The sequence below is a fragment of the Psychrobacter sp. Cmf 22.2 genome (genome assembly GCF_001921745.1).
In the GTDB taxonomy this organism is placed as follows: Bacteria; Pseudomonadota; Gammaproteobacteria; order Pseudomonadales; family Moraxellaceae; genus Psychrobacter.
The window spans coordinates 513,733-537,951 of record NZ_MRYA01000001.1 but is presented as its reverse complement, the minus strand read 5'-3'; the positions used below and the strand labels follow the sequence as shown (position 1 = coordinate 537,951).

Here is a 24,219-nt window from a genome sequence, read left to right as displayed (position 1 = left end):
AATTAAAGCCTGTTAACCGATTTGTCTTAGTAAGACCGTAGTAATCAACTTTCACACTTAAAAGTATATAACAGCCAACTGTAAGGACACAGGGATGGTCAGATTGATTTTGTTAGGCCTACTGGCTGGGGCATTTTTTAGCTCGACGTTTATTTTAAATGAGCTGATGAGTGCAGCTGGTGGACATTGGTTTTGGTCAGCAAGTCTGCGCTATGTATTTATGCTGCTATTGCTAACAGTAATGATTGCGATTCAGCACGGCATGGGACGCATCAGCGCGCTGTGGTCAGTTTTTCGACAGCATTGGGTATTTTGGTGTATTACTGGCAGTATTGGCTTTGGTGTGTTTTATACAGGCATCTGTTATGCAGGTGACCATGCCAGTGGTTGGGTAGTGGCCGCAACCTTTATGTTTACGGTGGTATCTAGCCTGTTGGTGTTACTGGCATTCGGTCAGCGCTTTGATAAAAAATTTGTCGTCTATGCGCTGGTGGTATTTGCAGGCGTGGTGTTGGTTAATATCAGCGAAGGTCTACATGCCCCCAGTGATGCCACTACCTTCCCGTTGACACAAATGCTGCTGTACGGTGCGCTCCCAGCATTAATTGCCGCGTTTAGCTACCCCATTGGCAATCAGTTGGTCTGGCAGGCTTCTTATAATGCTAAGCAACACAAGACCAAGACTCAAGCTAGCCTGCAGCCATCACAACCTATGCGTGCTGAGACTGCGCTATTGGCCAGTGCTCATGATGGTTCTAGTGAGCATAGCATCAGTCATAACCCTACAAAAACTTCTAAGCTACAAACCTTGATCGGATCTATTCCTATTATCGAGACAGACCTGTTACAGAATGCATTTAATAAAGTATGGTTAATGACTGTGGGTAGTTTGCCATTTTGGTTGGTATTAGGCATTATAGTGCGTCCTGAGTTACCGGGTGGCGCGCAGGTGTTTAATACCCTACTGGTTGCGCTATTATCAGGCGTAGCGGCGACCAGTCTTTTTTTGTATGCGCGCGAACAAGCAGTCACGTCAAGTGAGGTGGCGGGCGTTGACTCAACCCAAGCCAGTGAGATTATTTTTGCTCTGATCGGTGGTATGATCTTGCTAGGCAATCCACTGCCATCAGCCATGGGCTTATTTGGTATTGTGCTGATTATCGTAGGTTTGATACTGTTTGCTAAAGATGGCTAAACGACGATCTAATATGAGGCGGATTTCGTTCAAATCATATATAAAACAACAGCTCAAAAAACATCCAACCATTTTAATGTTTATGATTTGGTAATATAACCATGACCAATGATTTGATTTTTCCAGATATTTTATTATATTTACTTGATATGGTTGGCGTGATTGCTTGTGCTGTCGCTGGTACGTTGCTGGCTCAGCATAAGGGCTTTGATATTGCTGGCTGTATCTTGGTATCGATGGTCAATGCGATTGGCGGTGGCACGCTACGTGATATAGCGTTAGATCGTCATCCTCTATTCTGGATGACTGACCTCAATTATGTCATAGTCATTACTGCGACCTCTTTAATTCTACAAATCTTCTTTCATTTGTATCACAAGATCGATAATGCGCTCAAACTCTTCGATGCTATTGGTTTGGCCGCATTTAGCGTCATTGGTTTTAAGGTTGCATTAAACCAAGACGTGTCTCCGATGATTGCCATTATGATGGGTGTTTGGACAGCGATTATTGGCGGTATGCTACGTGATATTATTTGTAATGAGATACCGCTGGTATTACAGCGTGAGATTTATATCTCTGCCAGTATCGCCGGATCAGTGACTTATTTACTACTTGAGCGCCTAGGTGTAGATGCAGGACTCAATGAATTTATCATGCTTGGTGTTATCTTTGCAGTACGGATGCTAGCGCTGCGCTTTGATTGGCATCTGCCTTCTATTCGTTTGGTTGATTAGAATGAATTTTAGTGAGATTTTCTCATGTTAACGATAGCATTGGACCCTACGGAACTGATTACCACTTTTGACCCACGCTCTTTGATATATCTGTTTGATATGATCGGCATTATTGCTTGTAGTATTTCTGGTACGATACTGGCCAAACATAAAAACTTCGATGTATTTGGCTGTTTACTGGTATCGATAGTGACGGCAATTGGCGGTGGTACGGTACGTGATGTGATTTTGGATCGTCATCCGTTATTTTGGATGGTGGACATGAGTTACCTTACGGTTATCACTATCTCTTCATTAGCGATGCAGATATTTTTCCATCCCAATTCAAAACGGGTCGATAAGTTTTTAAAACTCTCTGATACGATTGGTTTATCAGCGTTTACTTTAATCGGTATCAAGGTTGCCGATAGTATGGGAACCAATGTCCCCGTGGCGTTGTTACTGGGCGTCATCACAATCATTGTCGGCGGTATCATTCGCGATATGATCTGTAATGAGATTCCGTTAGTACTTCAGCAAGAGATTTATATTACCGCCGCCTTAACGGGCGGTATTCTCTACTTTGCGTTGCAGAATCTAGGCGTGGCTGATTGGGTTGCTGATATCTCTGCTATGACAACTATCTTTACCCTGAGGATGCTTGCCATTCGCTATGACTGGCAGTTTCCGACCCTCGAATGGAAGTATTAAAGGTATGCAATGACAAGCTTGTTCAATACCCTAGCCTGCTTCTACCGTCTCTTTTACAAGCGCTAAATCTCTCACCATAAGCTGCAAGCTTTGTTTGCCATTCCATTCATTAATATCTAGCTGAAATAACAAATGCACTTTTTCGGCGCGATAGTCCCAAGCGCTGCTATCAAAGTTAAAATAAATCGCCTCAATCGGATATTGCACTTCAGGATAGCGCAACGACAGTTTAAGGTGCTTGTCTTTTAAGATTTTGAAGCTTAACACCTCAAACACCCCATCAAATATCGGCGGTGCAAAGCCATGACCCCAAATACTGGCATTGGCTAAATGCTCTGCGAACCATAAGCTAAAATCACCTGCTTGCAGTGACCCATCGGTGAATTTTTGCTCGGCGAATACTTCGTCATCCATCTCTGCCATGACTTCATTGAACGCTGTCAAAAACGCCTCAAAGTTGCTACGTTTAATAGTCAAACCTGCTGCCATCGCATGACCACCAAAATGACTGATTAAATCAGGATAGCGCTCGGCTACTTGCTCAATCGCATCACGGATATGCACGCCAGCAATAGATCGCGCTGAGCCTTTGATGGCATCATCATCTCCAGTACGCTCTGTATCCGCTGGTGCAAAGACGATACTGGGCAAATAATGACTTTCTTTTAAACGTCCGGCGACGATACCGATGACGCCTTGATGCCAATCATCCTGATATAAAATAATGCTACGATTGCCAGTGCTACTAGCCGTGTCCGCTAGCGTCTTTACGATATTATCTGCCTGCGCGCGCATCTCGCCTTCTACCTGACGACGCGTACGATTTAGCTGTTCAAGCTCTTGCGCTAGGCGCTGTGCAGTACCCCAGTCTTCTGTTAATAAGCATTCGATACCGATGCGCATATTGTCCATACGCCCCGCAGCATTAATACGCGGACCTAAAACAAAACCGAAGTCTTGTGCATGTAATTGTTTAGGGTCACGACCCGCTTGCTCAAGCAGGGCTAAGATACCCATACAGCAGCGCCCTTGACGAATGGCATTTAGCCCATGATGCACTAAGATACGATTGTTTTTATCGAGCACGCCAACGTCTGCAATCGTACCAAGCGCCACCAAGTCTAAATATTGACTGACTTGTACAGTGGACTTACCAGCTGTACGGCGCAGTTTTGCAAGTCGTCCAAGTACATAAAACGCCACGCCGACCCCTACCAATGCTTTGCTGCCAAAATCACAATCGAGCTGATTGGGATTGACCACCGCTTCAGCTGGTGGGGTTGCTTTGGTCGTCAGGTGATGGTCGGTGATGATCACAGTGATGCCATCAGCCTGTGCACGGGCAACACCTTCATGACTTGATATGCCATTGTCAACAGTAACTATCATATCGGGCTGATAAGTCTCAATCCCCAGCTCGACAATCTCAGGTGTCAGACCATAACCATATTTGAAGCGATCAGGTACCAAGAAATCAACGACCGCGCCCATCTTGGTAAGCGCACGCATCATCAGCGCAGTACTGGTCGCGCCATCACAGTCAAAGTCGCCAACGATAAGAATACGCTGACCCTCATCGATGGCGATATCTAATAAACGCACCGCATCAATGACGCCGTGCAGCTGCTCAGCAGGCAATAGACCAGACAACCCATTCTCAAGTTCATCAGGCGCAGTAATACCGCGACCTGCATACAAGCGAGCAAGCGTAAGTGATTGAGCAGCAAGGGGTTGTAACGCAGTGGGCAGCTCGTCGATGCGAGTGCTGGTGTTACGGGGGGTTAAATTTAGCATAACCGTATTCTACTGACTTTGATAAAGGGTCACAACGGTAATTTATAACGACTGAGTACATAATAGATAAAATGTAGTAATCCATACTCTCTATATTTGCTCATGTCTTGCAATATCTTTTGAACCAGCTTTTTATTCGAAAATCTATATTTTTACAAAAACTGTGCATAGTGGCTGTATTTTTCTGCATTTTGATACAAAGCAATGATTGTAAGCCGCTTATAAATCCATAAAATGGTAACCATCTGAGATATTTGCTATCTGTTAAACTTTTCATTTTTATAAGGAAGCTTTATGAAAACCACTCCAGCAGCTGAAAAACTACCAAATACTATCGATCCAAACTTAGACTTAGAACAAGTCAAAAAAGAATGTAAAAAATTAGTCAAAAAGCGCGCCAAATATTCTGCTGGTGTAGCGGTCGTGCCTGTGCCTTTTTTTGATGTTGCAGTTGATGCTGGTATGCTTACCCAGTTGTTACCTGAGATTAGCGAACGCTTTGGTCTGATTGAAGGACGTGAGTCAGCGGTAGATTTAGATTCACGGGCAATTCATTGGAGCGCTTTAAAAGATCGTACTGTTGATTTTGCAGGTCTTATGGCAACGCGCGGTATTGTCAAAAAGACCGTACAAGGCTTTGGTGGTCGTATTGCGGCTAAACAGGTCACTAAGTTCATTCCACTGGGCGGTCAGATGGTAGCAGCTACGATGGGCTACATGATTTTTAAAAAGATTGCGACTGACCATATCAACGAATGCTACAAGCTAGCAAAAAACATTCAGAATAAACAACACGGTAAAAACGTTTAAAACCATTAGAGACTGTTGAATATTCGACATGTTGTAATGATAAAATAAAACCAGTTAAGATACTTTATCTTAGCTGGTTTTTTAATTCTTAATCAGCCAAAATATATCGCTAGGTATTATTAGTGATTCATAAATGCAGTCTAACATGCCTCAATTTAGACCCTACTCAAAACCTTGAAGGAAAAATCATGAAAAAAATCCTAGTTTCAACTACTATGCTCGCCTCACTAATACTGACTGGATGTACAACGGCAGGAACCAATACAGGCACTGCGATGGGTACAGCCAATGAAATCGGTATGAACGTATTTAAAGCCGCTATTGACAATCAATGCCGTAGTCAAATTGAAAAACAAAGTGCCTGGCGTATTGCGAGCGTAGCTATGACCGAGACTCAAGAAGAAGCGGTGAAAAGCAAGGTCTGCGGCTGCGTGAGCGAGCAAGCACCCCAACATGTGACAGTGGTTGAGCTGGGCAATGCGGCAATTGATGCCGATTACCGAACCAAACTGGTCACGCGTGTGGTCGCCAAATCGCTGCAGTCTTGCTACGCAAGCTTCACTCAATAAATGATCCATTCATTTAAGCAAACAACCCGATGTGCTTTATAAATAAGCGCATTGGGTGTTGGCAATTACTAGGGTTTAACCTCTCTAGCATCTGATACTTCTAGCGTCTATTCTGTTTAGCTTTTATTGTCTAATACTTATCAGCATCTGTAATTACCGCATCATTGCCTAAAGAAGCACCCATAGGCAAGACCCTAGACGGACGGAAATATTTAGAATGGCTGCTGATAATGTCGTTTACACCATCGATTAAATCTTCAATCACATCATCGTAGATACCATGATGCAGCTCAGTTTTAAACGCAGTAAAGGGATGCTTTCGCGCTGCGGCCCGCACATCTGTAATGCCTTCTTTAGTATAAAATATATTTACAGAGCCGTCACTGTTCAACACGCAATTGAGCTCACCATTATCAATAGCCATGTCAATACGTTCAGGCGTAAAGATGTAATCTTCTACATCGAGCAATTGTTTTTCTACTTCTTTTTTGAAGATGTCTTTAATATCCATCTGCCAAATACTCCTTTGTATTTACTGTCAATAAAACGATCATGATCATAAATGTAATCATGACCCAAACCCTGTCTTATTTTTTATATTATAAGATGTCCACTTTGTTTTTAAGACAAAAAATGTAAAACTGCGTTTGTAGTTAGTAATAGTGAAAGGCAGTCGTTGGCCTTGATATTAAAGTAAGTTCACAAATGTCAGCTTATAAAATTCATACAAGGTTAGAAATATATCTATCAAATAAAAACCACATAAAAAAGGTGAAGTGCTCTATGTGCAACTCACCTTTTTTGTATTGGTTGACTTTAAACGTACTAAACTTTTAAATCATCAATCAAACCCAGCCTTTTTCACGAAATGACTTTAGTACTTTGATAAATACTGCCATCTCATCAGGTGTACCAAGTGTTAAGCGATTGTACCCTGTGATAGGTGGAAACTCGCGACCAACTTTGATACCACTGTCGCGCATCCTATTGATGTATGTGCGTAAGTCGCCTTTTATCTCATGAAAAATAAAGTTGGTCTGTGAAGGTAAATAGTGAAGTCCAAGCTCGTCTAATGCTGCTTCAATCATCTGACGGGATTGTTTGGTCATGCGTGAACTTAGCTTCAAAAAATCTATATCATCTAAGGTCGCAAGAGCAGCGACTGCACCTGACAAGTTAGTATTGTCCATAGACATAAACGCTTCAACAGCAGCGATAGCCTGCGGGTTAGAAATCGCGTAGCCCACTCGCATACCGGCTAAAGCATATAACTTTGAGAAAGTATGAATGACAATAAGGTTGTCTGATAATCCTTGTTTTATCCACTCAAATCCACTCTCAAAGGTTGGGTCTGTCACGTACTCTAAGTAAGCTTGATCCAATAAAAAATAATGGTTATCTGGCGCATTACTTATCCATGTTTTAAGCTTAGCTGTTGAAGTAATAGTTCCTGTTGGATTATTAGGATTGCAAAGATAAAGTAAACTTATACCATCAAACTCGTCGGCAGCTTTTTGCAGAGTCTTTAGGTCTAAATCGTAATTTTCGACCGTCAAAGGTACTTTGACTACCGAAGCTCCAGTAGAGTTTGCATACATCTCTGCACAATCAAATGTTGGTACAGGGATTACCATTTGAAACTCTTTGCCCTCTTTAAATGCTTTGTGTTGCAGCATTTGTATAGTAGCTCGCATATTTTCAGTCGAGCCATTACCTAATGAGACTTGATTTTCTGCCACGCTATGCATAGTAGCGATCTTACTAATGAGTGCAGCACGTGGATTGTCTGGATAACGAAAACCTGCACTTAAAGAGTCTGTAATGGCTTGTTTGGCAGAATCTGACATGCCGAGCGAGTTTTCGTTCGCGTTTAACTCTAAAACTTTATTATTATGCATGGGGACGATACGCCTAAATGTCGGTGAAGAATAAAATATAACGTCTGATATCATATTAAGTGGCATTTAGTATGATTACAAGTTTTCTAGACCCCAAACATTAGTTATTAATTATAATCAGTAAAAATCTTTACACTTTCAATCTCTTAACAACCAACAAAAAAAGGATGAATTGCAAATATGCAACTCATCCTTTGACAGTTAAATAAGACGCATACTAACTACAATGCAGATAACTGATTAGATTAAGTGTGCTTTTAACTCTAATACTTTGTCACGCGTTTTGGCCGCATCCTCAAATTTCAGATCACGAGAAAACTGCTTCATAAGCTTCTCAAGACGATTGATTTCTTTAGCCAGCAAATCAGGACTGCGCAAGATACTGATATCGACATCAGGCAGATGACTCTTGATTGGAATCACCTCATTGTCATTAGCATTGAGATCATCACCAGTATCAATCTTATCGGTGATACTACGACGTGCGCCTTTTGGGGTGATATTATGCTCAATATTAAAGGCAATCTGCTTATCACGGCGACGATCCGTTTCATCTATCGCCGCTTGCATACTTGGCGTAATACGATCGGCATAGAGAATGGCTTTACCATTCAAATGACGCGCAGCGCGGCCAATGGTCTGAATAAGGGAGCGCTCAGAGCGTAAAAAGCCTTCTTTATCGGCATCAAATATCGCCACCAACGACACCTCAGGCATATCCAGACCTTCACGCAATAAGTTAATACCGACCAACACATCGTGCACACCAGTACGCAGCTCATGGATAATCTGCATACGCTCAACTGTGTCAATATCAGAGTGTAGATAAGCGACTTTGACATCATACTCTTTAAGATAGCTTGTCAAGTCCTCTGACATACGTTTGGTCAATGTCGTAATCAGTACGCGTTCATCTTTTTCACGGCGCTTGATAATCTCCGATAGCACATCATCGACTTGCGTGAGTACAGGACGAATCTCAATCTCTGGGTCAATCAGCCCAGTCGGACGCACTACTTGCTCGACCACTTGCTCACTGTGTTCAAGCTCATATAACGCAGGCGTCGCACTCACATAAATGGTCTTGGGCTTGATACGCTCCCACTCTTCAAACTTCATCGGACGGTTATTCATCGCACTTGGCAAGCGAAAACCATAATTGACCAAGTTTTCTTTACGCGATCTATCGCCTTTATACATCGCCCCAATCTGCGAAACGGTCACATGCGACTCATCAAGGAATAGCAACGCATCCTCTGGAATATAATCAAACAAAGTCGGTGGCGCCTCTCCTGATGGACGACCAGAAAGATGCTGCGAGTAGTTTTCGATGCCGTTACAGTAGCCAAGCTGCTGAATCATTTCTAGATCATACTGGGTACGCTCTTTAAGGCGCTGCGCTTCAACCAATTTGTTATTGTCGCGGAAATACTCAAGACGCGGCTCAAGCTCCTCGCGAATGGTATGACTTGCCGCCTCCAATTTATTACGCGGAGTCACATAATGAGATTTTGGATAAATAGTAATGCGCGGTACGCTACGTACGGTTTTACCTGTCAAGGGATCAAACCACGTGATCTTCTCGACCTCATTGTCAAACAGATGTACACGGACAGCGAGCTGCTCAGACTCAGCAGGATAAATATCCAATAGCTCACCACGCAAACGATAAGTACCGCGTCCAAAGTCTAGCTCGTTACGGGTATATTGCATCTCAACCAAGCGCTTAATGGTCGCAGTACGATCTATACGGTCGCCAACCACGACATGTAGCAGCATTTTTAGATAGCTTTCTGGATCGCCCAAACCATAGATACATGATACAGAAGCCACAATAATCGCATCACGACGCTCAAGTAGCGCACGTGTGGCTGATAGACGCATCTGATCGATATGATCATTAATGGCACTGTCTTTTTCGATAAAGGTATCGCTGGCTGCAACATAAGCTTCCGGCTGATAATAGTCATAATAACTGACAAAGTACTCAACCGCATTATTGGGAAAAAACGCTTTAAACTCACCATATAGCTGGGCAGCTAAGGTTTTGTTGTGTGCCATAATAATGGTTGGACGTTGACATTCAGAAATAACCTTGGCCATGGTATAAGTCTTACCAGACCCCGTCACCCCAAGTAGCAACTGCTCATCCATACCCTTATTGATACCATTGACCAATTTCTCAATCGCTTGCGGCTGATCGCCCGCTGGCTCAAAATCGGTGACCATCTCAAAGGCGCGACTTGATATTTGTGTTCCAGACGCATTGACACCAACGATTTCAGCTTCGCCTTGCAGCTGAGTGGCCAATTGGTTTAACTGACGCGACGAGCGCGGTTCAGGCATTCGCATAATGGCTTTCTTCCTCGTTAAGTTTAAAATGATATGGGGGTCAAACCGCTCTTTTTAAAGGATAACAGCCGGCTTTACCCTAGGCTATGAATGATAAAATTTGCCTCTAATAATGCTCATTGCAATGATCAAATTTACAAAGCTTTTCACGATTAACAAAGTCGTTACACGACCACTTAATAAAGCATAACGCTTGAGGGTTCAATCATTAACGTAAACTGCTATCATCGTTTATGAATTGACTGGTAACACTCAAGCGACGCGTTAGTCTTTTTTTATGAATGTTTTATAAAAAGATTGTTATAAACCAATCGTCATAGTTTTTAGACTTTATGGTTTTTAGACTTTCTTTAGATAAAATACAGAGACTGGTGTTAGAGCGCTATTTAAGAAATATATTAATAAAGAACAATTCACCTTAAAATTTTTAAATTCAATAAAATAACTTTAAATAACGGAGTAAAATATGAGAGAACGTTACGCAAGTGGTATTACTGATGAGACAGCAGAAAAAATGGTCGATTTGCTAAACTCCAACCTAGCGAATCTTATTGATTTGAGTATGGATAGTAAACAGTGCCACTGGAATCTACAAGGCACTGGCTTTATTGGTGTGCATCAATTATTAGATGACACCTATGAGCGTTTGACAGAAGCATATGACACTGTAGCCGAACGCATTGTTATCCTTGGTGGTAAAGCGAATGGCATCTCGAAACGTGTCGTTGAAGACTCTGTATTAGAGACTTACCCTACTGATATCACCGAAGTTGATCAGCATGTCCGTGAGCTTACCAACCGTTATAAGACAATCGCTGAAGAGCTACGTAAAGCTATCGATTCAGCAGGAGAAGCTGGTGATGAAGATACAGCAGACTTATTTACTGAAGTTAGCCGTATTATCGATAAAGATGCTTGGTTCATCGGTGCTAACGCCCCAAAAAAATAATATTTAGCCTATAAATATTGTCTCAAAAACAAAAGGGTCACTTTAAATAAGTGACCCTTTTTTTATACTTATCTGTCAAATATTAGAGATTCACCAATCTTGTCATTCACTATGAGGCATTGCGAGGCGTTGTCACTCGTTGTGAAAATTATCAGAAATATCAAACAGCCTCACTACTCTCTAAACTCAAAACTTCAGCGTCAGGTACTGATAAGGTTAAAATAGCCTCTTGGAACAGTGGATTGGCTCGGAATTGATTTTCGATAGTTTCAAACTTACGAGCAAGATGTTCTTCGCGTTGATTGCCTGCAATATCTACTGCTGCCACCATAAATATTTTTTTGGGACCGACCCATTCCAAATGTAAATACGACACGCTATCGACATCTGGATGTTCAAGTAGTTTGCCTAGCACATAACGATGCATTTTATCAGAGACTTTATGCCCTACTAAAAAGTCACGGTTACGACTGATTAAAAATATGGCGACTGCGCCCAAAAGTAAACCAACAATGATAGAGCCAAGCGCATCCCAAAATGGCTGACCAGTATAGGCATGCATACCCATCGCAGCAGCAGCGACAACCAAACCGATCACAGCTGCCAAGTCTTCAAAAAACACGCCGCGTAACGTTGGGTTCGACGTGTCAACGACATAACCAATCGCACTTACGTCAATTGCTTCACCATGTTTTTTGCTTTGTAGATAAGCCTGCACCAATGAGAAACCCTCGAGGACAAAGGCGATGGCCAAGATAACAAAGCCGATGGTATAGTTGGTCTCACTCTCCGCTGCATTCCACTCAGTGATACCTGTGTAAATAGAAACAATAGAGCCTGCCATAAAGACACCAAAAGCGGCAATCATTGACCACACATACGACTCTTTACCATAGCCCAAAGGATGACTTCTATCAGCAGGTTTCACAGCCTTCTTCTCAGCGACAATTAATAACGTCCCATTGCCAGCGTCTGCCCAAGAGTGCGCTGATTCCGCTATCATCGATGCAGAACCAGTCATAAACGCGGCCACCGTCTTAGCAATAGCGATAATAAGATTTGCCCCAACTGCGATCAGTACTGTCGTCAGCGAACTTGAAGACTTATGCTCGGATACAGAAGTGTTATCATCAGACTTCCCAACACCGCGTATGCGCGTACTTGCTATGTTGGGATCATCAGTAGGATGGGATTGTAGGTTGGTATTGGGCGGCTCTAAACTCATACTAAACTCAGTAAAACGATACGTGATAAGGCATGTGCACTTTATAGGAGCCATGCTGTTTATGGTAGGTAACAGCTTAGCTTAAAATAAGCGCTTTAAGATATCAGTAGCTTTTTAGTGAGTCATGTCAGAGAGTTATGGTTTTTATATGATTAAATATTACCTTGTTCAGGCTTACTGTTGGTTGTGTCTGCTGATTTTCCAATCATTTCATCGATATCGCAACTCGGACGGTTTGAGCTGTCCATACGCAGGTTTTTACGTGCTAAACCTGCATCAAAACGACATTGTTGCATGGCGTTTTTGATATCAAGCGGCGGAATAGGTGTCGGTTTACCATTATCATCGATAGCGACCATCGTAAAGTAGCAGCTATTGGTATGGCGAATGGTACGCGCGCGCACATCTTCTGCTTCAACGCGAATACCAATCTCCATCGAGGTGGTGCCCACATAGTTGACACTCGCGGCAAAGGTGACCAGCTCGCCCACATAGATGGGCTCACGGAACATCACTTGGTCGACAGATAGCGTCACTACATAACTACCGCTATAACGGCTGGCGCAAGCATAGGCAACTTGGTCAAGCATTTTGAGCAAATCACCACCATGCACATTACCAATAAAATTTGCCATATCGGGCGTCATCAGTACCGACATATATAATTCATGATTTAGAGGCGCTTTTTTGGCTGTGGATGAGGTGTTTAGTTGTGGCATAGTCTTCCCATTTCGCGGTGAGCAGTTAAAAGTGATATAAGTATTTGGCATTAGTGTAACGCAAACCACCTGTTTTATGACAGTTTTATGATAGTGTCTGGTTGGTCATCGTTAGCGAACAATCAACATATCGAGGTATCCATCACTGCCAAGTTAACTAGCTCAGCCAGTGAAAACGATAAGCCAGCCACGCTACGACAGCACTGACAGAACCGGTCAATAACCCGCCCCATACGAAGTCCACTAGAGCCGTATCAAGTGTAAAACCTTTATATAATGCAAGATTGGTAAAGTCGTAAGTGCCGTAAGCCATTAGTCCTATTAATCCGCCCAGCAAGAAAATATGACCTATCGAGGCGCCGGCTTTGATTTGCGGATAAAGAATCAATATGCAAAGCACTAGCAGATAGAACATATAAAACACGCCAGCTGCCACCATATTTGGCTCATCGGCAAGTAAGTGTCCGATGCGCTCTTCATAGAATGCGCCTTTCATAGTCTTAAGCCAAACTGTATCAATACCTAAGAATATGACAACCGCAGCAAGATAGATAAATATATGACCCATGATAATAACCTTCTATAATGTTCATTCTCACACAATTATTTACTAAGCCAAAACTGTAGCTGCTGGTAGGTCAGAAAAATGCAGCGAGTCAATATTGTCCGGCTTAACTGCTGTCACCTGTACTACTCCAATCGTACGCTCCAAAAAGCCGCCTTCACAATAGCAAAAGTAAAACTCCCACAAACGGATAAATGCCTCGTCGTAACCGAGTGCTTTAATCTCTTCACGCTGCGCCATAAAAGCCGTACGCCAATCGCGCAATGTATAAGCATAATCAAAGCCATAGTCATGCAATTGTTTGACGACCATATCTGTCTGTTCAGTAAACTGAGTAGTTAGCTCTTGGTTGGAGAGCAAACAACCACCAGGGAAAATATGAGTCTGGATAAAGTCGACTGAATCAATATAATCTTCGTAATTTTGATCATTAAAAGTGATGGCCTGCAATACCATAAGACCTGTTGGCTTGAGCAAGCTATTACACTTGGCAAAGAAAGTCGGTAAATACTCATGTCCTACCGCTTCAATCATCTCGATACTGACTAGCTTGTCATATTGACCTGTTAGCTCGCGGTAATCTTGCTTAAGTAGTGTAATCTTGTCCGACAGACCTGCCACCTCGACTCGTCGCTTCGCCTCATCGTACTGGGCGTCAGAGATAGTTGTCGTCGTTACCTGACAGTCATAATGCTTGGCCGCGTAAATCGCAAAACCGCCCCACCCTGTACCGATTTCAATGACATGATCATCAGCCGTCAATTGCAAGCGCTGACAAATCAGTGCCAGCTTATGTTGCTGTGCCTCCGCAAGCGCTGTATCAGATGTCTTGTATACCGCTGATGAGTACATCATAATGGGGTCTAAAAAGCGCTCGTACATGGCATTACCCAAATCGTAATGCGCTAGAATATTAGATTTGGAACCAGCCTGATCGTTACCGCGCAGTTGATGCTTGGCTTTCTCTAAGGTTTTACTTAGACCTGCAAAGCGATTTTCCAAACTATTTAGCACTGCTAAATTACGGGCAGCCAGTCGTATCAAACCAGTCAGATCATCGGTATCCCACTCACCCTCAATATAGCTGTCGGCAAGTGCGATAGAGCCACCAAATAATAGCCGACGATAGACGTTACTGTCGTGAATTGTCAAAGTAACGTCTAATGAATGACGTCCCACTGCTGAGCTGCTTATTGCGCTGGACTGCTTGCTACCGAAGCTGTTTATCTTCGGTGCTCGTTCTTCAAAATCCTCTATTAAAGTGATGCTACCGAATTTAAGATAGCTAAGCGCACGGAGTATCGCCTTTCTAGCCAAGTAATTCACACTTTTATTAACTGGTTTCAAAACAGCGTTGTTACTGACCGTTTTGCTAAAGCGTGCAGTAATTTTATCTATTTTTGATGTAGGTGTACGGTTGGTTGGGCTTGCTGGCATCGTGCTATTATCCTTTTGTATTATATTTTTAAAGTATAAATTTTCTATTAGGATTGACGGCTACTCTTACTAAGAGATATCTTTAGAATCTTTGACGTCCTGCTGACTATCAGCCAGCTTTTCATCATAATTAATATAAGGAACTTTTTTGATCGCATAGAGCTTGAAAGCATGCCAATAAATACGTGTCAGCGACGTAAAATTCATGAACGGATTTTTCCGCAGACTGTCACGAATTGTCGTCTCTGTCATCGGTATACCGGACATCTTAATGCCTGTCTTTAATACTTCGCCACGCGCGTCACTTATGTTGATAGCGATGCGAACTTGCAAGCAACTATCTGACTGCTTTTTTACCTTTACCTGCCAGCGATACAGCTGATCTATCGGGTTAAATGGTGAAACATGAAAGTCTTTATCATGGCAAAACTCTGTATCAGTGCCTTCTAATAAAAACCCATAATAGTGACGTTTGTCCCATGGTGTATTGGAAACCTCCGCAAGCAGATGCGTAGGTATTTGCTCCTTATCAAAACCCAAATAAAAATTGACTGGACTAAAATATAGTCCAACATTGCGGCAGACTAGCATGCCCATCATCTCACCTGCCGGAGCACTACCTGCATACTTAATAAACGCTTTTTTTAAGCGCTGTTCGAGTGTTTTAGCACGATTTAAACCATTTTTTTTGTCGCCATCAGCATTATTGTCATCTACACTTGGATGCAAATAATCATCTGCACAGAACTGCTGCAATGCCTTTTTTTCCGCTGAAAATAGCAGTAAGCCTTTTATACCAATACGCTTATTTAACATTCGTTTAGCTAGGGCTGATGTGCTCACTTCTGGTAATACCTGTCCCGCTGCTAGCGCACTGATATTGACACCCCAATAAAGATACGGATAAGCAAATTTGTGCATGCTGGGTAGCAAACGACTGTGCCACGTTGTTCCTTGAAACAACTGATGCGGCAACATATTAGGGACTTGTGGCGACTCATGAATTGGCATAGCGTCAGACGGATGAGCTGAGGTAGTCATAATGTGCTCTTATATAATGATATTATTGCACTGCTATACATTTTTAGCTTTGCGACGGCCAAATAAACCTCGTTTTTTCTTACGATTAAATGCTTGTGCAGTTGGTTGCAAAGTTGCGATATAGTCGACCAGTTCTTGATTGGTAGTAGCCCTCATCACGTGACGTTTTTTGAGTTTGCGTGCTTGCTTATCTGCCTTTACTGGCAAATCTCTATAACGAAATGGCATGTGCGTGCTATCACTATCAGGTAGATGATTTGGATCGACTTCATCTTTAATATCAATCGTACTACCCAGTATCTGACAGACACGCAGACCACTACGTACGCCATCTTCATGGAAGCCATTAAACCAATATGCGCCGCAAAAATGCGTATGTAGACCACTACCGGATATGCGCGACCACTGAGCTTGTGCAGCAATCATCTTGTTATCGAATACGGGATGGCTATAGTCAATACTTTTAATGATTTGCGCAGGATTAATGTCTTTATTTAGCGTGACTAGATAATTATGCTGCTTGGTCAAACGCTGCAAGATATTCATATGATAAGTCAGTACTGGCTTTGCAGATGCTTGTTGTTCATCAGTCTTATCCTGCACTTTATCTTTATCGTTAATTAAGTAATTCCAGCTTGCCCATGCCAGTGATTTCTTTGGTAATACTTCGGTATCGGTATGCAGCACCGCTGTATTATTAGTAAACTGAAACTGTCCCAGCACCTCACTTTCATCAGGACTGGCATCGTTCAGTAATTTCAGCGCCGTATCGGCATGACAAGCAAAAATAACGTCATCAAAGGTGAACTGTTGCGCATCGCTATTAGCACTTTTATCAATGACGGTTAAGGTCACTTTATTGTCATGCCGAACGACCGACTGCACCGGACTATTGACCCGCACAGTACCCCCAGCTTTAACAAAACGCGTCACTAACTTATTAACATACTGCTTAGAGCCACCTTTGATAGTGAACCATTGCGGACGATTAACCACATCGAGCAAACCATGATTATCAAAAAACTGCGCGAAGAATACTAAGGGTGTCTCTTTTACTTTTTCTAGGCCAGTCGACCAGATTGCTGAGACCATTGGCAACAGATAATTATCGGTAAATAAAGCGCCATAACGCTTACTCGTCAGATAGCTACCTAGGGTTTGCTCAGTAAAATCTCTCACCTCCTGCCCTTGTGCGCGCGCCGTCTCATAGTCTTGACGCAATTGACGGACATGTTTATTGAACTGCAAAATATCAGTCATAAACGCCCAAAACTTAGGATTAAGGACATTTTTGCGCTGCGATAGTAAGGTGTTCAGCGTATGACCATTATATTCAAAGTTGCGAGCGGTATTTTTCACTGAAAAACTCATATCCGTTGCTTGATACGGCACTTGCAAGTCATGCAGTAAGCGAAAAAAGTTTGGGTAAGTACGCTCGTTAAAAACAATAAAACCTGTATCTATTGCACTATCCTCCATTCTATCTTCTTTCGCCTTTTTGCCATATTGCAACGTCACATCGATCGTATTTATGTGCCCACCAATATAATCGCTGGCTTCAAACACTGTCACGTTATGAAGCTTTGCCAAATAATGAGCGCAAGTTAATCCTGCTACCCCAGAACCGATGATAGCGATACTTTTCGTTGCTTGATCATCGACTGTCTCATTAGCTTGTACTGGTTGTTGCTTTACAGTTTTTGGTTGATCAGATGTACGCTGACGGCGAAAAAATGGCATAAGACTTTCCTTAGTGTTCTATCTAATAAGTCGTTATTTAGCTCAGGGTTACTTAGCTAATTATTTTTTGTTCATTTTTTCACTGACTTGCTGCCAGACCGTATCTGGTAAAGCGCCTAACGCCTTTAACGATAGCGTTAGCCTTCTGGGAAATTCAATGACCTCTTCACCATCTTTGATACCTTGTCGAATCGCAAAACTCGCTTGCTCAGGCGTTTGTATAAACGGCATTGGAAAGTCATTTTGCTGCGTCATTGGCGTTTTTACAAAACCTGGCACCACTAAACTAACATCGACGTTGTGCGGTGCTAGGCTAATCTGTAAAGTCTTCATCAAGTAATGAATCGCGGCTTTCGAGCTGCCGTAAGCTTCGGCACGGGCAAACGGCACATAGGCAGACGCTGAACCAATACCGACCAATCGCCCTTTTGACGCAATGAGTTTTGGCAACACGCCTTCAATAGCATGTGACAGCGTACCCATATTGACCGACATGACTTTCATAAAGACACTGCTGTCAAAATTTGGCATATCTAAATATTCACACATGCCTGCGCCACAAATCGCTAAATCAATTCTCTCAACCTTCTCAAAGGCTGCTATGACCTTGTCGCGATCCATCAAATCTAAATCAATCGGTGTTGCGCCTAAGTCTTTTAGCTCTGCTAATGCTTTATCATCACGGCCAACCGCGTAAACTTTATGGCCATCTTGTAAGTAGTCTTTTGCTAATTGATAGCCAATACCAGAGGTCGCACCAGTGATTAGAATATGTAAATTTTGGGTAGAGTCAGTCATTGTAAAATCCTTTTTCCAGTGGTTTTTTTCAGGAGTCCTTTGAACTAGCTGATTGAATACCAAAACTCTCATAAATCAATTAATATGAATATGTTAAGAGATATTACCAACTATCAGAATTAGTAATAATCTTATATAAATACCCATTTCATTTAATAAAACTAAATAATAGGCTTTCAAATAATTATAGACTAAGTATTGATGATTACTGTTGTAACTTCGCACAACATCTCTTATAACCACTATTTTTTGATTAACAACTGTTTGCCTACTATTCGCTACTGATTGAGTCAGCACACTATTAACCGTTGAGACAGCATAATATCAGCATGCTACAATGCTAAAGGCAAGGTTATAAGAGCTGATATAAAGGACTGTATGTTCCTTATTTAACATGCTTTTATCTTGTATTGACAATAATTACAACACCATATAACTAGTCTCGATCATCCAGTTTCCCTCCCAGTTAAAAAGGATCTCCCATGAGTGAATTGCAATTGTCTGACCGCGTTAATAGCATCAAACCATCACCGACTCTAGCGATTACCAATAAAGCCAAAGAGCTAAAAGCGTCTGGCAAAGACATCATCGGCCTTGGCGCTGGCGAACCTGATTTTGATACGCCAGAACATATTAAAAAAGCGGCCATTGATGCAATTAATGACGGTTTTACCAAATACACCGCTGTCGATGGTACGCCAGAGCTCAAAAAAGCCATCATCGAGAAGTTTAAGCGCGATAACGACATCAGCTATGAACTAAATGAAATCCTAGTATCGGTAGGTGGTAAGCAGTCATTTTTTAACCTTGCCCAAGCCTTTATCAACCCAGGCGACGAAGTCATCATTCCAGCGCCATACTGGGTCAGCTATCCTGACATGGTTATCATCGCTGAAGGCAAACCTGTCATCGTCGAATGCCCAGCAGCGCAGAATTTCAAAATTACAGCAGAGCAGCTAGAAGATGCCATTACGGACAAAACCAAACTGTTGGTATTAAACAGCCCATCGAACCCAACGGGTATGATCTATACTTTGAACGAGCTAAAAGCCATCGCTGACGTATTGAAAAAACACCCGCACGTCTATGTGGCCTCAGATGATATGTATGAGCATATTCGCTGGACCGGTGATAAGTTCTACAATATCTTAAACGCCGCACCTGAGCTAAAAGAGCGTGCCATCATCTTAAATGGCGTCTCAAAAGCCTATGCCATGACAGGTTGGCGCATCGGCTACGCTGGTGGCCCAGCTAAGCTGATTGGCGCGATGAAAAAAGTACAATCGCAGTCTACTTCATGCCCAACCTCTATTAGCCAAGTCGCTGCTGAAACTGCTATCAGTGGTGACCAAAGCGTACTAGCGCCGATGGTCGAAGCTTTCGAGAAGCGTTGCGACCTCGTCGTCGATGGCTTAAATGCTATCAAAGGCATCACTTGCCTGCGTCCTGATGGCGCCTTTTATGTCTATCCTGAAATCAAGCCATTGATCAAAGCCGCTGGCCTGTCTTCATGTACAGAGTTTTCAGAATGGTTGCTTGATAAAGTTGGCGTAGCGGTCGTCCCTGGTGATGCTTTTGGTCTTGGCGGCTATATGCGCATCTCTTATGCCACTGACGAAGCGACGCTAAAAGATGCGCTATCACGTATCGAAAAAGCCGTAGCTGACTTGGACGTTGTTGAATAAGCAAGTCGCTAAGCAAAAAGGCATTTAAGCTAAATAGCCTGATCATTAAAAAGCAGTAAAAAAAGACGTCCCATATTTGTTATGTGGGCGTTTTTTTATGACAGTTTTTGATAAAAAAGCTTTCTTTTCTCATTAAAATGACAATCTTTGCAATTTATGCAAAAAAAGGCTTGACGTATTTTTTATCTTTGCTAGAATACGCCCCACTTAGCAAGAACTCGTTAGAGACTTTCTAAGTCTTGTTGTCACGTATCATGTACGTACAGCCTATTCTCCAATAGCTCAGTTGGTAGAGCAACGGACTGTTAATCCGTGTGTCCCTGGTTCGAGCCCAGGTTGGAGAGCCACATTTTAGTTGTAAAAATTTGAATTATTTTTAATTCAATTATGGCATTTGCCAAAACCCTCATCGATTTGATGAGGGTTTTTTTATGGGTATCATAGATATAATGCTATGTTTATACTTTTATAATTGAGTCAAATGGCTCATGGAAACTGTCGAATATGTCGTACGGCACATCCTAAATCTTACTAAAACAGAAATTTTTATAAATAACTTACGATTAATGATTTATTTGGTTGACAGGCCACAGCTACTTGGCTAAAATGTGCCCCACATAACGCAAACGAGCTTAGTGCTTGCTATGTCAGACATGTACAGTAGGTTTGCCGTTATCACAGCTTATTCTCCAATAGCTCAGTTGGTAGAGCAACGGACTGTTAATCCGTGTGTCCCTGGTTCGAGCCCAGGTTGGAGAGCCATATACTAAAAACCTTCATCTATTATTGATGAAGGTTTTTTTATGGTTGCTATTTTCACTACTGTAGTGTTTTTTATAGTGGTTTTGTTGTATGGTAAGTAGTATTGATAACTGTTTGTTTATGACGGCTATCTAAAATATTTATAAGTAACTACTCTACGCCTTGATTGCAACTGGATAGCTACTATCATTCTCGTTGAAGTTCTTTGTTTTTAGTCACTAAAAGTAATGGTTTATTATGATACCTGTACGCATAAAAAATAAGTTCTCTGATCATCCGCAGAAAATCATGCGCCCAGTCAGCATTCGTCTTTCTGAAGAGATGATTGAGCTGCTAGAGGCAACCTCATCAGAGCTTGGATTCAAACGTATTCAAGGATTAATCCGCTTGTATATTCGTCAAGGTCTTGATCGTGATCATCAAGATTATACTCTAGCGCATGATGAAGTTTTTATCGAGACTCTGCGTAAGCGCGGTGTCAGCCAACGTATCATTGATGAAGCGATTGTGGTCACTCATAATAATAATATTACGCATCCGTTGACTGAGTTACAAAACGATGATTAACGCTGACGTCTTTATCAAGTTGATTGTTGCTATTGATACTTTAAGACAGCCATAAAAAAGCCAGTCGCTAAGTCTATTTTTTCACTTAGCGACTGGCTTTTTTGCTTACACTATTCTACTTACTTTATTCTCAACAACCCACTTTATTGTCCAACTTATCACTCTACCACTCAACACTTCTTCAACTTGTATCCTTCGCATTTATCATTCAAACCTTTGTCTTATGCTCTTACATTATGCAAGGCGTTAGCTTTAAGCATAATTTAACACAATAGCCAACGACGACTCATAATACTGTTTACCAAATTAAGGTATATTGTAATTAATATTGATTATAGAGCTTATAAGAACAACAAGGAGGTAGCTCATGACAAGGCCTTTGAAGAAGCGCTTGATAGCAAGTGCACCCATTTTATCACATCACTCCAATGTCCTATCCACACTTTGTACTAAACATTTTTATCAGCGCATGGGTGTCGCTGTGTTGCTTGTTTTGTCTGTGACGACAACTGCCTTATTGAGTAGCTGCTCACAACCGCAAACCGACCCAAGTAAACAGACCATACCTACGAACTCTGATCAGTGGCAAAAAAAGCTGGGAGATACGTTTGAGCAACTGCCAGAAAGTGACAGACAGCTTCTTAGCCGCTATATGCTACGGATGAAGCTTAGCGGTGCCTATGAGTCTGGCGCCATGCCGCGCATAACGATTAAGCAGGCACTAGTACAGCAGCGCGAATACGAGCGCCTGCATCCCAACAACCCAACTGGCAAAAAAAGTCCTGTTGCGGTCAGCCAGCAGATAGATGCTATGAATACGTCGACTTACCCTCTTGCCTTATTGCCTGTCAAAAGCAGTGATAGTGACAGCTTAAACCAGGTAAAGCTGCAGTTTATGCTATCCAATCATGGCTCGGTGCCTATTGAGAGCTTTAAGGGCACTTTGCTTATGAAAGATGCAAAACTAACAGAAGGTAAAAAATTCAATGTTCCGCTCACGCAGTTTAAACCAGCTATTGAGCCTGAACAGTCAGGTAAAATCGTCATTGAAAGTAGTATTGAGGACGTTAATGTCATGCGTGCAATTAGAAACGCACAAGATGTCACGATAGAGATTAGTGAGGGTGTTCTACATTTAACGGATGGTCAGCAGATTGAGTTTTGAGATACTCTATCCAATTTTAAAGCACTCTTCTGGAGTCAACAGCACTATAGTCAGTCCTAAATAAAACAAGCACAAAGATTATAACTATATAAAAAACAGCCATAAAAAAAGGCCCCAATCATTAACTGATTGGGGCCTTTTGAATTTGGCGGAGACGGAGAGATTCGAACTCTCGAAGGGCTATGAACCCTTGCCGGTTTTCAAGACCGGTGCATTCAACCGCTCTGCCACGTCTCCATTGGTGCATCATTATATAGATATCATCTCATATTGCAAGCACATATCTAAAATAAATTAAATTATTTTATTCCTCGGTGTTTTTTAGTGAATGCCTGCTTGCTAGAAGCCAGATGCAAACACATATCAAGCAGCCTATTGGCATAGCCCCACTCGTTATCGTACCAAGCAAAGACTTTGTATTGTTCACCCACTTGCATAAGCTGCTGACCATCGATAATAAGTGATTCTGTTTGATGAATAAAGTCACTTGAAACCAAAGGCTCATCGGTATAAGCCATAATATCTAATAAATGCGCATGACTGGCGGTCTTGAGTACTTCGCGTATATCGTTGATGCTGATATCTGCTGCATTAAACACAAACGTTACATCGATTGCTGCGACATCGATGGTGGGCACTCGAATGGAATGTCCATTAATCTTACCCGCCATAGCTGGTAGCACGCGTTCCGTCGCTGCAATACTACTAGATGTTGTAGGAATGATATTATGACCAGACGCTCGCGCGCGTCTTGGATCACGATGTGCCTGATCGAGTACTGTTTGATCAGCCGTGACAGCATGAATCTCTGTCATCATTGCCGACTTAACGCCAAAGGCTTTGTCAAGCGTATCGATCAGCGGCACTAAGGCTTGTGTGGTGCAAGATACACTGGAAACAATCGGTAGCTCACTCGTCAGTAGCTCGGTATTGACGCCCATGACGATACAAGCATCGACATTATCAAAAGGCGCAGCACCAATAATAACCTGCTGAGCACCTGCTTCTATATGCAAGTTTGCCTGATTATAAGAGCGAAAATGTCCTGTACATTCTAAAACTATATCGATATCAAGCGTCTGCCAAGGCAGCTGCTTTGGGTCAGGCTCTGAGAGCATACGAATACAATAAGTGTATTTATTTTTGGTCAGACATAACTGAGTTTCGCCATACTCATCATCCACACTCTCTACTATATCCGCATCGACGCCAAGACGACTTAAACGGCCGTGCGTACTGTCGAATTTCAATAAGTGTAATAAAATATCAGCTGGGGCCAAATCATTAATAGCCACCACATGAATGGCGCGTCCAAGTACCTCAAAGCGCTCTAGCAAGGCACGCAAAACATTACGCCCGATACGTCCAAAGCCGTTGATAGCAATCCTTAGTGGCTGAGTGTGCTCACCGGTAGCATGGAAAGCAGCTACTGGATCAGAGGTGAGTTGATAATTGGCACTAGAAAAATCTGGCATAACAAAGTATCGCTATAAATGTAGGAGGTAATGTAGGAGCAAAGAT

Annotated in this window: 21 protein-coding genes and 3 tRNA genes; 11 read left to right on the top strand and 13 right to left on the bottom strand. The window is 42.3% G+C overall.

All coding sequences use genetic code 11. From position 1 onward, the window contains the following. The first annotated feature begins 94 nt into the window (after nucleotides 1-94). The 3 genes from BTV98_RS02320 (at nucleotide 95) to BTV98_RS02310 (ending at nucleotide 2,622) form a co-directional block, all read left to right on the top strand. Nucleotides 95-1,195, top strand: coding sequence for a multidrug resistance efflux transporter family protein (locus tag BTV98_RS02320; protein WP_058368449.1), 1,101 nt, complete (start codon nucleotides 95-97; stop codon nucleotides 1,193-1,195). 101 nt (nucleotides 1,196-1,296) lie between these two features. Next, complete coding sequence (locus BTV98_RS02315; RefSeq protein ID WP_058368448.1) at nucleotides 1,297-1,932, top strand: trimeric intracellular cation channel family protein; 636 nt, start codon at nucleotides 1,297-1,299, stop codon at nucleotides 1,930-1,932. A gap of 24 nt (nucleotides 1,933-1,956) precedes the next feature. Next, a complete protein-coding gene (locus BTV98_RS02310; RefSeq protein WP_058368447.1) occupies nucleotides 1,957-2,622 on the top strand; it encodes a trimeric intracellular cation channel family protein in 666 nt (221 codons plus the stop codon). Between the two features lie 30 nt (nucleotides 2,623-2,652). On the opposite strand, the gene recJ is transcribed toward BTV98_RS02310, so the two are convergent. Then, nucleotides 2,653-4,416 (bottom strand): single-stranded-DNA-specific exonuclease RecJ, encoded by a 1,764-nt coding sequence (recJ, locus tag BTV98_RS02305; protein ID WP_058368446.1) that lies wholly within the window; start codon nucleotides 4,414-4,416, stop codon nucleotides 2,653-2,655. Nucleotides 4,417-4,710: 294 nt separating this feature from the next. Here recJ and BTV98_RS02300 point away from each other — a divergent pair, with 294 nt between their 5' ends. Together BTV98_RS02300 and BTV98_RS02295 are read left to right on the top strand one after the other, a co-directional pair. Further along, nucleotides 4,711-5,226 (top strand): hypothetical protein, encoded by a 516-nt coding sequence (locus tag BTV98_RS02300; RefSeq protein ID WP_075102817.1) that lies wholly within the window; start codon nucleotides 4,711-4,713, stop codon nucleotides 5,224-5,226. Between the two features lie 188 nt (nucleotides 5,227-5,414). Next, nucleotides 5,415-5,795 carry a hypothetical protein gene (locus BTV98_RS02295; RefSeq protein WP_058367759.1) on the top strand — a complete coding sequence of 127 codons (381 nt, stop codon included), beginning with the start codon at nucleotides 5,415-5,417 and terminating at the stop codon, nucleotides 5,793-5,795. Nucleotides 5,796-5,925: 130 nt separating this feature from the next. Here the strand turns inward: BTV98_RS02295 and BTV98_RS02290 are convergent, their stop codons facing one another. The 3 genes from BTV98_RS02290 to uvrB all read right to left on the bottom strand — a co-directional run bounded on the left by BTV98_RS02290 (nucleotide 5,926) and on the right by uvrB (nucleotide 10,045). After that, the gene (locus tag BTV98_RS02290; protein WP_058367758.1) at nucleotides 5,926-6,306 is read right to left on the bottom strand and encodes a hypothetical protein; all 381 of its coding nucleotides are present in this window, start codon (nucleotides 6,304-6,306) and stop codon (nucleotides 5,926-5,928) included. Nucleotides 6,307-6,640: 334 nt separating this feature from the next. Beyond that, nucleotides 6,641-7,693, bottom strand: coding sequence for a histidinol-phosphate transaminase (locus tag BTV98_RS02285; RefSeq protein WP_058367757.1), 1,053 nt, complete (start codon nucleotides 7,691-7,693; stop codon nucleotides 6,641-6,643). A 240-nt stretch (nucleotides 7,694-7,933) separates the two neighbouring features. After that, complete coding sequence (gene uvrB, locus BTV98_RS02280) at nucleotides 7,934-10,045, bottom strand: excinuclease ABC subunit UvrB (protein ID WP_058367756.1); 2,112 nt, start codon at nucleotides 10,043-10,045, stop codon at nucleotides 7,934-7,936. 466 nt (nucleotides 10,046-10,511) lie between these two features. On the opposite strand from uvrB, the gene dps reads away from it, so the two are divergent. Beyond that, nucleotides 10,512-10,994, top strand: coding sequence for a DNA starvation/stationary phase protection protein Dps (gene dps, locus BTV98_RS02275; RefSeq protein ID WP_058367755.1), 483 nt, complete (start codon nucleotides 10,512-10,514; stop codon nucleotides 10,992-10,994). Nucleotides 10,995-11,154: 160 nt separating this feature from the next. On the opposite strand, the gene BTV98_RS02270 is transcribed toward dps, so the two are convergent. The 7 genes from BTV98_RS02270 to BTV98_RS02240 all read right to left on the bottom strand — a co-directional run bounded on the left by BTV98_RS02270 (nucleotide 11,155) and on the right by BTV98_RS02240 (nucleotide 18,519). Beyond that, on the bottom strand, nucleotides 11,155-12,219 hold the full coding sequence (locus BTV98_RS02270) for a cation diffusion facilitator family transporter (protein ID WP_058367754.1): 1,065 nt from the start codon (nucleotides 12,217-12,219) through the stop codon (nucleotides 11,155-11,157). Between the two features lie 152 nt (nucleotides 12,220-12,371). Continuing rightward, nucleotides 12,372-12,938, bottom strand: a complete 567-nt coding sequence (locus BTV98_RS02265) for an acyl-CoA thioesterase (RefSeq protein ID WP_058367753.1) — start codon at nucleotides 12,936-12,938, stop codon at nucleotides 12,372-12,374. A gap of 157 nt (nucleotides 12,939-13,095) precedes the next feature. Next, nucleotides 13,096-13,506 carry a DUF2177 family protein gene (locus BTV98_RS02260; protein ID WP_058367752.1) on the bottom strand — a complete coding sequence of 137 codons (411 nt, stop codon included), beginning with the start codon at nucleotides 13,504-13,506 and terminating at the stop codon, nucleotides 13,096-13,098. Nucleotides 13,507-13,548: 42 nt separating this feature from the next. Next, nucleotides 13,549-14,940 carry a cyclopropane-fatty-acyl-phospholipid synthase family protein gene (locus BTV98_RS02255; protein WP_058367751.1) on the bottom strand — a complete coding sequence of 464 codons (1,392 nt, stop codon included), beginning with the start codon at nucleotides 14,938-14,940 and terminating at the stop codon, nucleotides 13,549-13,551. A 69-nt stretch (nucleotides 14,941-15,009) separates the two neighbouring features. Beyond that, nucleotides 15,010-15,981, bottom strand: coding sequence for a DUF1365 domain-containing protein (locus BTV98_RS02250; RefSeq protein WP_058367750.1), 972 nt, complete (start codon nucleotides 15,979-15,981; stop codon nucleotides 15,010-15,012). A 33-nt stretch (nucleotides 15,982-16,014) separates the two neighbouring features. Then, a complete protein-coding gene (locus tag BTV98_RS02245; protein ID WP_058367749.1) occupies nucleotides 16,015-17,721 on the bottom strand; it encodes an NAD(P)/FAD-dependent oxidoreductase in 1,707 nt (568 codons plus the stop codon). Nucleotides 17,722-17,781: 60 nt separating this feature from the next. Next, a complete protein-coding gene (locus BTV98_RS02240) occupies nucleotides 17,782-18,519 on the bottom strand; it encodes an SDR family NAD(P)-dependent oxidoreductase (protein ID WP_058367748.1) in 738 nt (245 codons plus the stop codon). Between the two features lie 482 nt (nucleotides 18,520-19,001). Here BTV98_RS02240 and BTV98_RS02235 point away from each other — a divergent pair, with 482 nt between their 5' ends. From BTV98_RS02235 to BTV98_RS02215, 5 genes are all read left to right on the top strand, one after another. Continuing rightward, nucleotides 19,002-20,204, top strand: coding sequence for a pyridoxal phosphate-dependent aminotransferase (locus BTV98_RS02235; protein WP_058367747.1), 1,203 nt, complete (start codon nucleotides 19,002-19,004; stop codon nucleotides 20,202-20,204). A 271-nt stretch (nucleotides 20,205-20,475) separates the two neighbouring features. Then, nucleotides 20,476-20,551: transfer RNA gene (locus tag BTV98_RS02230), tRNA-Asn, on the top strand. Nucleotides 20,552-20,890: 339 nt separating this feature from the next. After that, nucleotides 20,891-20,966: transfer RNA gene (locus BTV98_RS02225), tRNA-Asn, on the top strand. A gap of 237 nt (nucleotides 20,967-21,203) precedes the next feature. Beyond that, on the top strand, nucleotides 21,204-21,533 hold the full coding sequence (locus BTV98_RS02220) for a hypothetical protein (RefSeq protein ID WP_058367746.1): 330 nt from the start codon (nucleotides 21,204-21,206) through the stop codon (nucleotides 21,531-21,533). 367 nt (nucleotides 21,534-21,900) lie between these two features. Further along, nucleotides 21,901-22,698: a hypothetical protein gene (locus BTV98_RS02215; RefSeq protein ID WP_227511666.1), complete on the top strand. Its 798-nt coding sequence runs from the start codon at nucleotides 21,901-21,903 to the stop codon at nucleotides 22,696-22,698. 146 nt (nucleotides 22,699-22,844) lie between these two features. Here the strand turns inward: BTV98_RS02215 and BTV98_RS02210 are convergent. Both BTV98_RS02210 and BTV98_RS02205 read right to left on the bottom strand, forming a co-directional pair. Further along, nucleotides 22,845-22,935 (bottom strand) — tRNA-Ser (locus BTV98_RS02210). A gap of 62 nt (nucleotides 22,936-22,997) precedes the next feature. Next, nucleotides 22,998-24,173, bottom strand: a complete 1,176-nt coding sequence (locus BTV98_RS02205; protein WP_075102816.1) for a type I glyceraldehyde-3-phosphate dehydrogenase — start codon at nucleotides 24,171-24,173, stop codon at nucleotides 22,998-23,000. Nucleotides 24,174-24,219: the final 46 nt, after the last annotated feature.

What these genes read in the sequence shown, in the direction of transcription:
- BTV98_RS02240 (WP_058367748.1), bottom strand. Translation starts at nt 18,519, where the DNA reads ATGACTGACTCTACCCAAAATTTACATATTCTAATCACTGGTGCGACC.
- BTV98_RS02245 (WP_058367749.1), bottom strand. Translation starts at nt 17,721, where the DNA reads ATGCCATTTTTTCGCCGTCAGCGTACATCTGATCAACCAAAAACTGTA.
- BTV98_RS02300 (WP_075102817.1), top strand. Translation starts at nt 4,711, where the DNA reads ATGAAAACCACTCCAGCAGCTGAAAAACTACCAAATACTATCGATCCA.
- BTV98_RS02260 (WP_058367752.1), bottom strand. Translation starts at nt 13,506, where the DNA reads ATGGGTCATATATTTATCTATCTTGCTGCGGTTGTCATATTCTTAGGT.
- BTV98_RS02215 (WP_227511666.1), top strand. Translation starts at nt 21,901, where the DNA reads ATGACAAGGCCTTTGAAGAAGCGCTTGATAGCAAGTGCACCCATTTTA.
- recJ (WP_058368446.1), bottom strand. Translation starts at nt 4,416, where the DNA reads ATGCTAAATTTAACCCCCCGTAACACCAGCACTCGCATCGACGAGCTG.
- BTV98_RS02270 (WP_058367754.1), bottom strand. Translation starts at nt 12,219, where the DNA reads ATGAGTTTAGAGCCGCCCAATACCAACCTACAATCCCATCCTACTGAT.
- BTV98_RS02205 (WP_075102816.1), bottom strand. Translation starts at nt 24,173, where the DNA reads ATGCCAGATTTTTCTAGTGCCAATTATCAACTCACCTCTGATCCAGTA.
- uvrB (WP_058367756.1), bottom strand. Translation starts at nt 10,045, where the DNA reads ATGCGAATGCCTGAACCGCGCTCGTCGCGTCAGTTAAACCAATTGGCC.
- BTV98_RS02220 (WP_058367746.1), top strand. Translation starts at nt 21,204, where the DNA reads ATGATACCTGTACGCATAAAAAATAAGTTCTCTGATCATCCGCAGAAA.
- BTV98_RS02310 (WP_058368447.1), top strand. Translation starts at nt 1,957, where the DNA reads ATGTTAACGATAGCATTGGACCCTACGGAACTGATTACCACTTTTGAC.
- BTV98_RS02250 (WP_058367750.1), bottom strand. Translation starts at nt 15,981, where the DNA reads ATGACTACCTCAGCTCATCCGTCTGACGCTATGCCAATTCATGAGTCG.
- BTV98_RS02290 (WP_058367758.1), bottom strand. Translation starts at nt 6,306, where the DNA reads ATGGATATTAAAGACATCTTCAAAAAAGAAGTAGAAAAACAATTGCTC.
- BTV98_RS02295 (WP_058367759.1), top strand. Translation starts at nt 5,415, where the DNA reads ATGAAAAAAATCCTAGTTTCAACTACTATGCTCGCCTCACTAATACTG.
- BTV98_RS02255 (WP_058367751.1), bottom strand. Translation starts at nt 14,940, where the DNA reads ATGCCAGCAAGCCCAACCAACCGTACACCTACATCAAAAATAGATAAA.
- dps (WP_058367755.1), top strand. Translation starts at nt 10,512, where the DNA reads ATGAGAGAACGTTACGCAAGTGGTATTACTGATGAGACAGCAGAAAAA.
- BTV98_RS02265 (WP_058367753.1), bottom strand. Translation starts at nt 12,938, where the DNA reads ATGCCACAACTAAACACCTCATCCACAGCCAAAAAAGCGCCTCTAAAT.
- BTV98_RS02320 (WP_058368449.1), top strand. Translation starts at nt 95, where the DNA reads ATGGTCAGATTGATTTTGTTAGGCCTACTGGCTGGGGCATTTTTTAGC.
- BTV98_RS02285 (WP_058367757.1), bottom strand. Translation starts at nt 7,693, where the DNA reads ATGCATAATAATAAAGTTTTAGAGTTAAACGCGAACGAAAACTCGCTC.
- BTV98_RS02235 (WP_058367747.1), top strand. Translation starts at nt 19,002, where the DNA reads ATGAGTGAATTGCAATTGTCTGACCGCGTTAATAGCATCAAACCATCA.
- BTV98_RS02315 (WP_058368448.1), top strand. Translation starts at nt 1,297, where the DNA reads ATGACCAATGATTTGATTTTTCCAGATATTTTATTATATTTACTTGAT.